At 41.8% G+C, this 12,744-nt stretch carries 13 protein-coding genes; 10 read left to right on the forward strand and 3 right to left on the reverse strand.

The features are described 5' to 3' along the window. Positions 1-6 precede the first annotated feature (6 nt). From phoU to IGJ44_RS06815, 4 genes are all read left to right on the forward strand, one after another. A complete protein-coding gene (gene phoU / locus IGJ44_RS06800) occupies positions 7-684 on the forward strand; it encodes a phosphate signaling complex protein PhoU (protein WP_005225785.1) in 678 nt (225 codons plus the stop codon). Between the two features lie 528 nt (positions 685-1,212). Then, on the forward strand, positions 1,213-2,775 hold the full coding sequence (liaX, locus tag IGJ44_RS06805; RefSeq protein ID WP_010748005.1) for a daptomycin-sensing surface protein LiaX: 1,563 nt from the start codon (positions 1,213-1,215) through the stop codon (positions 2,773-2,775). Positions 2,776-2,824: 49 nt separating this feature from the next. Continuing rightward, positions 2,825-3,133, forward strand: a complete 309-nt coding sequence (locus tag IGJ44_RS06810; RefSeq protein ID WP_005225787.1) for a PspC domain-containing protein — start codon at positions 2,825-2,827, stop codon at positions 3,131-3,133. Then, positions 3,133-3,492, forward strand: coding sequence for a phage holin family protein (locus IGJ44_RS06815; RefSeq protein WP_005225788.1), 360 nt, complete (start codon positions 3,133-3,135; stop codon positions 3,490-3,492). The genes IGJ44_RS06810 and IGJ44_RS06815 overlap by 1 nt, the downstream gene beginning before the upstream one ends. A gap of 62 nt (positions 3,493-3,554) precedes the next feature. Here the strand turns inward: IGJ44_RS06815 and IGJ44_RS06820 are convergent, their stop codons facing one another. After that, positions 3,555-5,255, reverse strand: a complete 1,701-nt coding sequence (locus IGJ44_RS06820) for a M3 family oligoendopeptidase (RefSeq protein WP_016610290.1) — start codon at positions 5,253-5,255, stop codon at positions 3,555-3,557. A gap of 157 nt (positions 5,256-5,412) precedes the next feature. Between IGJ44_RS06820 and hprK the strand changes: the two genes are divergently transcribed. The 6 genes from hprK (at position 5,413) to IGJ44_RS06850 (ending at position 10,513) form a co-directional block, all read left to right on the forward strand. After that, a complete protein-coding gene (gene hprK / locus IGJ44_RS06825) occupies positions 5,413-6,348 on the forward strand; it encodes an HPr(Ser) kinase/phosphatase (protein ID WP_005225790.1) in 936 nt (311 codons plus the stop codon). 14 nt (positions 6,349-6,362) lie between these two features. Further along, positions 6,363-7,193, forward strand: coding sequence for a prolipoprotein diacylglyceryl transferase (gene lgt, locus IGJ44_RS06830; protein ID WP_074535694.1), 831 nt, complete (start codon positions 6,363-6,365; stop codon positions 7,191-7,193). 75 nt (positions 7,194-7,268) lie between these two features. Next, a complete protein-coding gene (locus IGJ44_RS06835) occupies positions 7,269-8,297 on the forward strand; it encodes an NAD(P)H-dependent glycerol-3-phosphate dehydrogenase (protein ID WP_167826706.1) in 1,029 nt (342 codons plus the stop codon). 17 nt (positions 8,298-8,314) lie between these two features. Further along, positions 8,315-9,232 (forward strand): UTP--glucose-1-phosphate uridylyltransferase GalU, encoded by a 918-nt coding sequence (gene galU, locus IGJ44_RS06840; RefSeq protein WP_074535696.1) that lies wholly within the window; start codon positions 8,315-8,317, stop codon positions 9,230-9,232. Positions 9,233-9,392: 160 nt separating this feature from the next. Beyond that, positions 9,393-9,818, forward strand: coding sequence for a DUF948 domain-containing protein (locus IGJ44_RS06845; RefSeq protein WP_005235398.1), 426 nt, complete (start codon positions 9,393-9,395; stop codon positions 9,816-9,818). Positions 9,819-9,832: 14 nt separating this feature from the next. Continuing rightward, a complete protein-coding gene (locus IGJ44_RS06850; RefSeq protein ID WP_074535697.1) occupies positions 9,833-10,513 on the forward strand; it encodes a YtxH domain-containing protein in 681 nt (226 codons plus the stop codon). Positions 10,514-10,596: 83 nt separating this feature from the next. Here IGJ44_RS06850 and IGJ44_RS06855 read toward each other — a convergent pair whose 3' ends face one another. Both IGJ44_RS06855 and IGJ44_RS06860 read right to left on the reverse strand, forming a co-directional pair. Further along, positions 10,597-11,475 carry an NAD-dependent epimerase/dehydratase family protein gene (locus tag IGJ44_RS06855; protein ID WP_074535698.1) on the reverse strand — a complete coding sequence of 293 codons (879 nt, stop codon included), beginning with the start codon at positions 11,473-11,475 and terminating at the stop codon, positions 10,597-10,599. A 54-nt stretch (positions 11,476-11,529) separates the two neighbouring features. Further along, complete coding sequence (locus IGJ44_RS06860) at positions 11,530-12,630, reverse strand: M24 family metallopeptidase (RefSeq protein WP_005225797.1); 1,101 nt, start codon at positions 12,628-12,630, stop codon at positions 11,530-11,532. Positions 12,631-12,744 lie beyond the last annotated feature (114 nt).

Consider the following 12,744-nt stretch of genomic DNA (forward strand, 5'->3'; position numbering starts at 1 on the left):
AAAGGGATGTTGCGTACACAATTTGAAGAAGAATTATTAAATTTACACAATCAATTTTATGAAATGGGGATGCTAGTCAGCAGTGCCATTCATAAATCTGTGCGAGCATATGTCAGACATGACAAAGAAATTGCGCAGGAAGTAATTGAAAATGATTTGGCGATCAACAATATGGAAGTTCGTTTAGAAAAAAAGAGCTTTGAGATGATTGCTTTGCAACAACCAGTAACGACCGATCTACGAATGATCATTACCGTGATGAAAGCCAGCTCTGACTTGGAGCGGATGGGGGATCATGCGGTATCCATCGCGAAGTCAACGATTCGGGTCAAAGGCGAAACGCGGATCGCCGAAATCGAAAAAGAAATCTCAGATATGTCGGATTACGTCAAAAAAATGGTTGATAATGTCTTAGTGGCGTATGTAAAAACCGATCAAGATGATGCCCGCATGATCGCTCAAATGGACGATCGGGTCAATGAATATTACAAAGACATTTATTACAAAACGATCGAGAGTATGAAAGAAAATCCAGAAACAGTTGTCAGCGGGACCGATTATTTATCCGTTGCTCAGTACCTAGAACGTATCGGTGACTACGTAACGAATATTTGTGAATGGATCGTGTATCTTGCTACTGGGAAAATCAGTGAATTGAATACAAACCGTACGGAAATGATTTAAGAAACCAGCTTGGGTTCTTGATCACATATCTCTTTTAAAAGAGATGGGACGGACCGTCGAAAGAAGTTGTCCTTTAAGGAGTAACTTCTCTCGGCGGTCTTTTTGATTTGGAAGAATCGCTTCAATCGATGACGTGAACAGGATAGGCAAATTAGAAAATGGCTCCTCCATAAAGATGGCCAATGGAAATCGATTCTATCGTCCCTGAAATTTACTAGTTGAGCCGTCTATGCTTTTCGTCGCCGACCTGCAGTGAAAGGAGCAATCACTCATTTACTCTAGCAGGCCTATTCCTTAAGAATTCTACTAGCTGAAACTTTTGTTTCTATTGGTTTTTCGTGGTACTGTTAATAATAGGAAGATCGTTTTGAGCCTAGTGTAATGAAGAAAAAGTGTCGGTTTTGCTTGCCAATCTGCAGATTGAGAAAAACTTGGTACTTAAGACCTATGACACTTTTGTAAAAACAAGGCATAATAGGTTCGTAAGCTAAACTTGCAATCACACATTTGCTGAAGGAGGCAATTTCCATGAACGAAAGAGAACGTATATTGGATCTAGTAAAAAAAGGTGTGCTTTCTACAGAAGAAGCCTTGGATTTACTAGAAGGTATGGCAAAAGCCAAAGACGAAAAACAAATTAACAAAGCTGCTGCTGAGGTAACCGCGGATAAGAATGCGACAAGCCCATTTGATGATACTGAAAACGACGATGAGATGTTCACGTTTGACAGCGAAGAAAAACTTCGTCAAAACGAAGCGCAAGACAAAGAAAATCTTGAAAAGATTCTCGATGGTTTAGCAACGGAAGCCAACCAAGCATCTGCTGAGTTGGACGAAATCAATGCTGAAATTCTTGGCGTCAAAGAAGAATTAAAAGAAGCACAAGAAACACTGATGCAATTGAACACCAAAGAAGAGTTGGATCAATTGTCAGAAGATGAATTGGCTACGCGTCACGAAACAGAAGCGACTATTACTGCCTTGGAAGAAACCTTAGATGGTTTATCTGAAGAAAAAGCAGAATTGGAAGCAAAATTAAAAAATATTCGCAAAGACCAATGGTCTCAAACAAAAGAAAAAATTTCTCAAAAATTAGATATTCCAGAGGATTGGAAAGAGCAAGCGACTGACACCTTCAACCAAGTAAGTGAAAAAATGGTCGATGCCAGCACACACTTCGGACACTTCTTGAAGAAAACGGTTCGGGCAGTGACAGAGTCAGTCAATGACAACATGGAATGGAAAGACATCAACTTGAAAGTTCCTGGTGTTGCAGCGACAAAATTTGAGCACACATTTAGCTATGATGAAACGGCAGCGACATTGATCGATGTGAAATTGGCAAACGGCAATGTTTCCTTCCAATTATGGGATGAACCAGGTGTCAAAGTAGATGCCAAAATCAAACTATATGGTAAAATGGATGCGGCGGAGCCTTTCGATGCTTTTGAAGCAAGAAGCCAAATCAATGTCGATGATGAACGCATCTCTTTCCAAATTCCCAACAAACGCATTCGTGCCGATCTCGTTTTCTACTTGCCAAAACGTACCTATGATCATGTGGCAGTGAAATTGTTGAACGGCAATGTTACATTCAATGAATTGGATGCGAAAGATGTCTATACAAAATCAACAAACGGCAATATCGATTTCCGCAAAGTAAACGCATCGATGTTAGAGATTGAAGGCGTGAATGGAACGATCACTGTTCAAGAGGGTGAGATTTTAGATGCCATTATTGAAACGGTGAACGGCGACGTTACGTTGACAGCAACGCCACAAAATACCGGTATTTCTTTAGTTAACGGCAACATCCGTGTGACCTACAAAGAAGAAACGGTCCAAAAATTAAACGCCAGCTCTGTAAATGGGAATGTCAAAGTAGCATTACCGACAGGAATCGGTTTTGAAGGGATCGCAAAAACAAGTTTAGGTAGCATCAACAATCGTTTAAGCGAGATGGAAGTTGTGCGTGAGAAAAAAGAACGCCTAAACCAACTATTGCAATTCCGTCGGGTTGCCGATAAAGTCGCTCAAATTGATCTATCTACAACAACAGGAAATGTCTTTATCAAAGATACAGACAAATAAGAATCGCTGGGTTTACACTCATTAAAGAAAAGAAGGAAGGTGTAGATAAATGAACAAAAAATTAACAAAATCAGCCAATAACGTTGTCATTACAGGTACTCTAGGGGGTCTGGCAGAATACTTGCGAATCGATCCAACCATCGTTCGCGTGATCTATGTCTTTCTATCTTTAGTGACTGCTGGGTTCCCTGGAATCACTTTATATATCATCATGGCGGTCTTGATTCCTTCAGGACGCAAGAGCACCTCAGGATATGGTCACGACAATCACTACTACAAACAAAACAAATACAATGAAGCAAATCGTCCCCGTAAAGAAGCGGAAAAGGTGGAGGATGAGGACTGGAGTGACTTCTAGTGTCTTATTTTCAACGGCTTATCATGAATACACTGACGTTTGTCACATTGGCGGTTCTATTACCAAATATGATCCACGTTCAAAGCATTATGACTGCAGTGATCGCCAGTTTCGTACTGTCGATCCTGAATGCTTTGATTAAACCAATTTTGATCGTCATTTCATTTCCATTGACTTTACTGACGCTTGGGTTTTTCACCTTTGTGATCAATGCGCTCATGCTGAATTTGACTTCATATTTTGTTGGGTCAGCCAACTTCGGCTTTTCCTCGTTTGGGGCTGCTTTATTAGTGGCACTGATCATGTCAGTGATCAATATGATCGTGACCGAACACCATATCGAAAAATATTCACGTTAAAAAGACGTTTCACGTTTTCTCCCACTAGCTATCAAGCTAGTGGAGAAACGGAAACGTCTTTTTTAGTTTAACTGTTCTTCTTTGATAGCAGCAAGGTACGTATCTACTGCCTGTAACGTCTCATCAAGCGCCCCTTTTTCAAAAGGTGAACGCAAATGAGCAAGAGACAGGATCTCAAGGAATGTTTTCGTGCCGCCGACTTCGCAGATGGCCAAATAATCTTGCCAAGCGGTTTCGTCTTTTGCCACGATGAATCGATACCAAAATTGGAACGCACACACTTGCGCCAATGTATAATCGATATAATAGAAAGGTGATTCAAAAATATGCCCTTGTCTAAACCAATACAAGCCACGATCAAGGTCTGGATATTCTGAATAATCCCGTTCTGGGCAATATTGGCGCTCTAATTCCCGCCAACGGGCTTTGCGCTGTGCTGGTGACCATTCGGGATGCTCATAAACATCTTGTTGGAAGTGATCCACTAAAACGCCATAAGGCAGAAATTGCAGGCTACTAGCAAGATGCGCAAATTTGTATTTTTCTGTTTCTTCTTCAAAAAAAGCATCCATCCATGGCCAGGCGATAAACTCCATCGACATTGAATGGATCTCGCAAGACTCATAATTGGGAAAGAGAATTTCCGGTTCTTTGATCCAACGAGAGCGAAAGGCTTGAAACGCGTGGCCAGCTTCGTGGGTCAAAACATCGACATCGCCAGAAGTGCCGTTAAAGTTGGCAAAGATAAATGGCGATTGATAGTCTTGGATAAACGTACAATAGCCGCCAGATTGTTTGCCTTTTTTGCTTAGTAGATCAAGTAGGTCATGCTCGACCATAAAATCAAAAAATTCGCCAGTTTCAGGGGATAGTTCCTGATACATCACACGGGCTTTTTCTACTAGTTCTTCAGGAGTTCCTTTAGGCTCTGCGTTACCACTAGGATAAACAAGCGGCAGGTCGGTAAAGGTTGCCTGAGTTAATTGATTACGCTGCGCCTGTCTTTGGTACAGTTTTTGGGTAATTGGGACGACTTTTTCTAAAATTTCCCGACGATAGGTCTCGATCATTGAACGATCATAGTCCCAACGATTCATTTGGGTATCCGCAAAGGCAACATAATTTTCAAAGCCGAGCTTGTGGGCGATCTCGGTACGAACCTTGACCATCTCGTCATAAATTTGATCAAAACGGTCTTCATTTTCCGTGAAGAAAGCCGTTTGTTTTTCAAACGCTTCTTTTCGAACACCGCGATCTTTGTTTTCGGTAAATGGTCGCAGTTGTGCGAGGGTATAGGTTTCTCCTTGGAAGTCGATTTGGGCAGAAGCGACCAATTTGCTGTAATCGGAAGCCAATTGGTTTTCTTTTTGAAATAATTCGATCAAGGCCTCATCAAAAAGCTTCACACGGCTTTCGGCAAATAAAAAAAGTGTTTCTGGATATTCGGCTTTTAATTCATCTAAGACAGGTGAAGCCAGGAGTGCTTGATAGAATTGAAAATCCAGAGCTTCAAAATGAGGCTGGTATTCATTCCAAAAAGTGTCTTCTGCTTCATAAAAGGCATCGTTGGTATCGATCGAATAGCGGATCGAAGCCAAGTTCATTGCAGTATCGATCGTTCCTCTTAGTTCGTTCAAAGCATCAAGGGCTTGCTTCGCCTCCGAGAAGGTATCGGCTGACTGAAGGTTTGCTAATGCTTTTTTGAATGTTTCTTGATAGACTGGAAAATCAGGGCGTTGATACTTGTATGCTGAAAATTTCATTAAAAATCCCTCCTTAGTAAAATAATAACACAAACGAAAAAGAATGAGGACTTCTATTGGCGAAGGTAGTAACTTTACTGATAGAATGATAAAATAGAACCAGAGTGTCGTTTAAAAGAAGCAGCGGCAAGAATCATTGAGAAAAGAGGGAAAACCTATGGCAGAAACCGTCAAAGTCAGCGAGCTGGCGGAGGCTTTAAATTTAGAGATAGTTGAAGGAACTGAAAACAGTTTAGAAAGAGAAATCATTACCGGCGATATTTCCCGACCTGGTTTGGAATTGACGGGTTATTTTAATTACTATTCCCATGATCGTCTGCAATTATTCGGCAGCAAAGAGATCACCTTTGCAGAACGAATGATGCCAGAAGAACGCTTGATGGTGATGCGCAAAATGTGTGCTGAGGATACCCCAGGGTTTATCGTTTCTCGCGGCTTGGAAGTACCAGCAGAAATGATTCAAGCCTGCAAAGAACACGAGATTACGATTCTACGTTCACCCATCTCAACGTCACGTCTGCAAGGAGAGCTGTCTAGTTTTCTCGATGGGCGTTTAGCAACAAGAACCAGTGTCCATGGGGTATTAGTGGATGTCTATGGTTTGGGCGTTTTGATCCAAGGCGATAGCGGAATTGGGAAAAGCGAAACAGCCTTAGAGTTGATCAAACGTGGGCATCGGTTGATCGCTGACGACCGTGTGGATGTGTATAAGCAAGATGAGTTGACTTTGGTAGGGGAACCGCCGAAAATCTTGCAGCACTTGATCGAGATCCGCGGGATCGGGATCATCGATGTCATGAATCTTTTTGGTGCCAGTGCCGTACGAGGGTATATGCAGGTTCAAGTAGCAGTGTATTTAGAAGCTTGGGCGAAAGACAAAAAGTATGACCGACTAGGAACCGATGATACGACGGTTGAAATTGGTGGCGTCGATGTACCACAAATCAAGATCCCCGTAAAAACTGGTCGAAATGTTGCGATCATTATCGAAGTCGCTGCCATGAATTTCCGAGCGAAAACGATGGGCTACGATGCAACGAAGACCTTTGAAAATCGATTGACGCAATTGATCGAAGAAAATTCTGGAAACTAGAGAGGATAAGATAGATGTTAGGTTTAGTAAATCGAGTCGCATTTGAACTATTTGGTTTGCCGATTTATTGGTATGCGATCATTATCGTATCAGGCGTGATCATTGCTATGTGGTTAAGCACGAGAGAGGCGGTTCGTGTCGGGCTCAAGCCAGATGATGTGACTGATTTTATGTTGATTGGATTGCCAGTATCGATCATTGGTGCGCGGCTTTATTATATTCTGTTTGACTTGCAATACTACATTGATGACCCAAGTCAAATTTTCAATATTCGCTCTGGTGGGATCGCCATCTACGGCGCATTGATCGCTGGGGGGATCTGGCTGTACTTTTTCTGTCAACGAAATTTTATTTCTCCCTGGACCTTCTTAGACATCGCCGCACCAAGTGTCTTATTGGCTCAAGGCATCGGGCGTTGGGGCAACTTTATGAACCATGAAGCATTTGGAGCAGAAGTCAGCCGCTCTTTTTTAGAAAGTTTGTATATACCGAAATTTATTATCGATAATATGTATATCGATGAAGCGTTTCGGCAGCCGACCTTTCTTTATGAATCGGTTTGGAACGTGATTGGATTTGTCGTTTTGATCTTCTTGCGTAAGAAAGCTGGGTTATTAAAAGAAGGCGAAGTCTTCTTAAGCTACTTGATTTGGTATGGATTCGGGCGCTTCTTTATTGAAGGAATGCGTACCGATAGTTTATACTTATTTGGTGGAATCCGTGTGTCACAGGCACTTTCCGCTTTATTGTTCTTTGGAGCGATCGCTTTAATGATCTGGCGCAGGAAAAAACAAGCGTTAAAGGATTACAACCGCAGCTTTGGTAAGAACCAAGCGATTATCTAAACAGTTATTTTATCGAAATTATGGTAAAATGATGAAGTGCATGAATTTGCGAAAAGGATAGAGGAGGTTTCCATAGTGAAACAGAAAATCGCCGTCTTAGGTCCCGGATCATGGGGGACTGCTTTGGCACAAGTCTTGTCTGAAAATGGACATGAAGTGACTATTTGGGGGAACAATCCCGCCCAAATCGATGAAATAAATACGTATCATACGAATCGGCATTATTTGCCAGATCTGAAGCTTCCTGAAAATATTCTAGGCTGTAAAGATTTAGAAGAGGCGATCCAAGGGGCAGATGCCGTCTTGTTTGTCGTACCAACTAAAGCGATTCGTGCCGTGGCACAAGAATTCACTAAGAAAACAACTGGCAAGCCAGTCATTATCCATGCCTCAAAAGGGTTAGAACAAGGCAGTCATAAACGAATCTCAGAAGTACTTGCCGAAGAGATCCAAGCTGATAAACGGCAAGAAATCGTTGTTTTGTCAGGACCATCTCATGCTGAAGAAGTCGCTGTCCATGATATCACGACGATCACGGCAGCTTCAGAAAATGAAGCGGCTGCTAAGTATGTACAAGAGCTATTTATGAATGATTACTTTAGAATCTACACGAATAACGATGTGATCGGTGTCGAAACTGGCGCCGCTTTGAAAAACATCATCGCCATTGGTGCCGGTGCTATCGCAGGACTTGGCTTTGGGGATGATGCGAAGGCAGCGATCATGACCCGTGGGTTAGCAGAAATCAGTCGTCTTGGTGTGGCAATGGGTGCCAATCCTTTAACCTTTATCGGATTGAGTGGGGTTGGCGATTTGATCGTCACTTGTACCAGTGTCCATTCACGGAATTGGCGTGCAGGAAACCTATTAGGAAAAGGCCATAGCTTAGATGAAGTATTAGACAATATGGGGATGATCGTTGAAGGAGTTTCAACCACAAAAGCTGCCCGCGAATTAGCAGAAGCTTTGTCGGTGGAAATGCCAATCACAGAAACGATTTATTCGGTCTTGTATGAAGGCAAAGACATCAAGCAAGCAGCGAAAGATATTATGCTGCGAGACGGCAAAGAAGAAAACGAATTTTCGGTAGATCAATCATTATGATTAAAGGAGCGAGTCACATGAATGTTAAAAAAGCAGTTATCCCAGCAGCTGGTCTAGGTACCCGATTTTTACCAGCTACAAAGGCAATGGCAAAAGAAATGTTGCCGATTGTTGACAAACCAACGATCCAGTTTATCGTGGAAGAAGCTTTACAATCGGGGATCGAAGATATTTTGATCGTAACAGGGAAAGCAAAGCGTCCAATCGAAGACCATTTCGATGCCAATTTAGAATTAGAGATGAATCTAAAAGAAAAAGGCAAGACGGAGCTTTTGAAATTAGTGGAAGAAACAACTGACGTAAATCTTCACTTCATTCGCCAATCTCATCCGAAAGGATTAGGCCATGCCGTATTACAGGCTCGGGCATTTGTCGGAAATGAACCGTTTGTAGTTATGCTAGGTGATGACTTGATGGAAGATCAAGTACCATTGACGAAACAGTTGATCGATAATTATGAAAAAACGCATGCATCAACGATCGCTGTCATGGATGTTCCTCATGAAGATACATCAAAATACGGGATCATTGATCCTGGTATGGAAGTTGAAAAAGGCTTGTTCAATGTCAAAAACTTTGTTGAAAAACCAGCGCCAGAAAATGCGCCAAGTGATTTAGCAATTATTGGTCGCTACTTGCTGACCCCTGAAATTTTTGATATTTTAGCCAATCAAGAACCAGGTGCTGGTGGCGAGATCCAATTGACGGATGCCATCGACACATTAAATAAAACCCAACGCGTGTTTGCTCATCAATTTAATGGCAAGCGTTACGATGTTGGAGACAAATTCGGTTTCTTAAAAACAAGTATCGAGTATGGTCTAGTGCACCCTGAAGTCAAAGACAGCTTGAAAGAGTATTTGATCGAGTTAGGAAAAGAACTAGCTCCGGCTCAAAAAGAAGTCAAAGAAGCACCGAAAGCGTCAAAAAAATAACAAAAACTCCTAAACAAGGCGATTTCTGATGAAATTGCTTTGTTTTTTTATTATTTCCTGTTGAAAGCGGATAATTTTCTTAAAAATGCAGTCTTTTATTTGTAGAAAGTGCAGTGAAATGCTATTCTTAATATAAGTAAATGGGGAAAGGAGCCATTCTATGTCAGGAGGAGAACTAGCTGCATTGATTGCTGCGATTGCATTTGTCGTATTGGTCATTTTCGTCGTTCGTTTGTTGATGCAAGTCAGCAAGACAATGACCAAAGTAGACAAAACGGTCGAAGAGGCAAACACAACCATCCGTGTCATTACCAAAGACGTTGATATTCTTTCAAAAGAGGTTGAAGGTCTTTTGGTAAAAACGAATGAGCTTTTACAAGATGTGAACGGAAAAGTCGCAACCATCGATCCTTTGTTCACAGCAGTTGCAGATCTAAGTACCAGTGTTTCAGAACTAAATGTTTCTGGAAAAAATTTAATTACGCGCGTGGGTAGTCTTGGCCGGACCACTGCCAAAGCAACGGTAGCTGGAAAAGTCGGTCAAACAGCCATGAAATTTTTCAAAGACAAAAATAACCAAAAATAAAAGGAGGACTTTCAATGAGTAAAAAAGGCGGATTTTTATTAGGAGCAATCATCGGAGGAACAGCGGCAGCAGCAGCAGCACTTTTGTTGGCGCCAGAATCTGGTAAAACATTAAGAAATAAATTAGCAAAACAAGCAGACGATTTATTAGATAAAGCATCTGATTATGGTGATTTAGCCAAAGAAAGAAGTACGGATCTTGTCGATATCGCTAAAGACAAAGCGGCAAAACTAAGCGAGCAAGCATCTGACTTCACCGGTTCTTTAACAGCGAAAGTCGATGACTTAAAAGAAACAGCAGCTGGTTCATCAGAAGAAACCGTTGAAGAGTTAAAGAAACAAGCAGGTGATCTATCAGAACGCTTCAAAAAATCAGCGAACGAGGTCAAAGAATCAGCGAAAGATGCCAAAGTAGACGCTGATGACACGGTGCAAGATATCATCATTGATGCAAAATCTTCTGCAGCGGATATGAAACAAACCGTCAAAGAAGGGGCACAAGAAGCAAAACCTGTCGTTGAAGAAGCCAAAAAAGACGGTCAAGCAGCCGCAGCTGAATTGAAAAAAGAAGCTGGAAAAGCAGCAGATGATGCCAAAAAAACAGCGAAAGCAGAAACAAAAGATGCCAAAGCTGACTTAGAAGATGCGAAAGAAGAATTAAAAGATACATTAGAAAAAAACAATCCTGAAGCATAAGTAAGGATACAAAAATTTGATTACTTCAAAAGATAAAAACGTTCGCCAGTTAAATCGGCGAACGTTTTTTGTGATTTTGGTAGTTATTCGTTTGATGCTTGGGCGATTTCCCAATCGCAAAGTTGATAGAGCCAATCCTGCAGTTGACTGAATGAAAAACCAATTTCCTCAGCGAGCTCCACATTGATCGAATAAGCAGGTGTACCATTATAAGGGCCTTGATCGCCTGTTTCTGAAAAGAGCGGGGAAAGACCAGTTTTTTTCGTTACGTATTGCAGCACTTCTTCTAAGGAAACTGTACCTTTTGACGCACCATTGATGGGTCCTGTGAACGAGCTAGTACCTAGAAACGCTAAAAATTTACCAGCTTCTTGGGCATCCACAAAGCCCATTTGATGCGTTAGATTATCGACAGCCATTGGCTTTTGCTTTATCAGATGGTCAATGTAAAAGGTAAAACGTTTTGTGTAATCATCTGCACCGATCACATAAGGAAAGCGGACAAAAACGGACGGGATCTGACTGTATTTTTGGGTCAGGATCTCTTCCACGGTTCGCTTGCCTTGTGCATAATCGACCTCCTCAGAGCTGACCAGTCTGAAGGGTTCTTTAGCAGGGTCAAAATCCGCTTCAATCAAATCGAAGTGTAATTCATGGTACGCAGACATTGAGCTAGTAACGATGTAGCGCTTCGGTGTGACATGACGCAGTAGAATCTCAATGTCGTTGGAAGTATAAGCAATATTGTCAAAAATGACCTCATAGGTTTCTTTTGTTAATGCCGTTTTGATACTTTCTTCGTCCGTGCGATCGAAGATGATTCTGTTGACTTGATCGCCAAAGGAATCTTTTGTGTTCCCTCGGGTAGCGATCGTCACGTCCAATCCTTGATCAATTAGTGATTGGACCAAATATTTACCGAAAAAACGCGTACCGCCTAAAACCAACACTTTTTTACTCATAAGAACACTCCTTTTCATGTAATGCCAACATGTTGCACCGTTTCATTAGGAAAATCAAGATAAGATCAATAATTCTTTTGCTGTCTTGGTAAAAGGTACACAGCCATCTGCTGTGACATACACACAGTCTTCAATGCGGACACCGACCTGATCTGGTAAATAAATGCCCGGTTCGATAGAGAAGCACATGCCTTCTTCGATCACTAAATCATTGCCAGTGATCAAAGAGGGGAACTCATGAACCGTGGTCCCGATGCCGTGACCTAGACGATGGTTGAAGTAGTCGCCATAGCCATAGCCAGTAATCACATCACGAGCAATCTTGTCTAATTCTCCAGCGGTAATCCCAGGTTTGACCGCTGCTTGCGCTGCTAGTTCTGCTTCAAGAACGATGTCATAAATTTTTCTTTGTAATGCAGTCGGTTCTTTATAGGCAACCGTTCTGGTTGCATCACTGCAATATCCTTTCCAAACGACCCCTAGGTCAAACAAGACGAGTTCATTGGCAGTCACTTTGCGGTCACCAGGTACGCCATGAGGACTTGCTGCATTGGCACCAGCTAACACCGTTGTATCGAAGGACATATGGGAAACCCCACGCTTTTTCAACTCGTACTCAATTTCTGCCACGATTGCCATTTCGCTGACGCCTTCTTTGATGGCAGCAAACCCAATCTCAAAAGCAACATCTGCCCAGTTGCCAGCTTCTAGCAAGGTGTCGATCTCAGCAGCCGTTTTAGTTAACTGCATTTTTTGAATGACCGGAGTCACATCTAAAGAAAAATCGGTCTGTGGCAAAAACCGTTTCAATGCTTCATAGCGCTCGACGGAAAGGTCATTTTTTTCTAGTGCCAAGGAAGAAACTTGGTAACGAGAGGTCAATTCCTGACAGATTTTCGCCCAAGGGTCTTCGCTATCGAGATAACCGATAATGTCAAAAGGCCAGCCGCTATTTTTTGCTTCTTCTACTTCCAGAGCTGGTGTGAAAAGAAAGGGATCTTTTCCAGGTGCGACAAACAAAGCAAGGACCCGTTCATGAGGTTCACTTTTAAAACCTGAAAAATAAGCGATTGTTGCTGGATTAGAAATATAGGCAACATCTGCGCCATTGGTTTTCAACCAGCCATTTAACTCATTGATTTTTTTATCATTCATTTGAAAAAACCTTCTTTCAAGTATTCTTTTTCTATTTTATCATGCTTTCGAAGAGAATAGGGGCGGGGAAAGTAGGAAATTGCTAAGTTTTCATGAAAACAAAATTAAAACGGT

The organism is Enterococcus sp. DIV1368d, from assembly GCF_050542975.1.
Lineage (GTDB): Bacteria > Bacillota > Bacilli > Lactobacillales > Enterococcaceae > Enterococcus_D > Enterococcus_D casseliflavus.

Coding starts and splice junctions, on each gene's coding strand:
- lgt (WP_074535694.1), top strand. CDS start 6,363: ATGTTAGGTTTAGTAAATCGAGTCGCATTTGAACTATTTGGTTTGCCG.
- IGJ44_RS06860 (WP_005225797.1), bottom strand. CDS start 12,630: ATGAATGATAAAAAAATCAATGAGTTAAATGGCTGGTTGAAAACCAAT.
- IGJ44_RS06845 (WP_005235398.1), top strand. CDS start 9,393: ATGTCAGGAGGAGAACTAGCTGCATTGATTGCTGCGATTGCATTTGTC.
- IGJ44_RS06850 (WP_074535697.1), top strand. CDS start 9,833: ATGAGTAAAAAAGGCGGATTTTTATTAGGAGCAATCATCGGAGGAACA.
- phoU (WP_005225785.1), top strand. CDS start 7: ATGTTGCGTACACAATTTGAAGAAGAATTATTAAATTTACACAATCAA.
- liaX (WP_010748005.1), top strand. CDS start 1,213: ATGAACGAAAGAGAACGTATATTGGATCTAGTAAAAAAAGGTGTGCTT.
- IGJ44_RS06855 (WP_074535698.1), bottom strand. CDS start 11,475: ATGAGTAAAAAAGTGTTGGTTTTAGGCGGTACGCGTTTTTTCGGTAAA.
- IGJ44_RS06810 (WP_005225787.1), top strand. CDS start 2,825: ATGAACAAAAAATTAACAAAATCAGCCAATAACGTTGTCATTACAGGT.
- galU (WP_074535696.1), top strand. CDS start 8,315: ATGAATGTTAAAAAAGCAGTTATCCCAGCAGCTGGTCTAGGTACCCGA.
- hprK (WP_005225790.1), top strand. CDS start 5,413: ATGGCAGAAACCGTCAAAGTCAGCGAGCTGGCGGAGGCTTTAAATTTA.
- IGJ44_RS06820 (WP_016610290.1), bottom strand. CDS start 5,255: ATGAAATTTTCAGCATACAAGTATCAACGCCCTGATTTTCCAGTCTAT.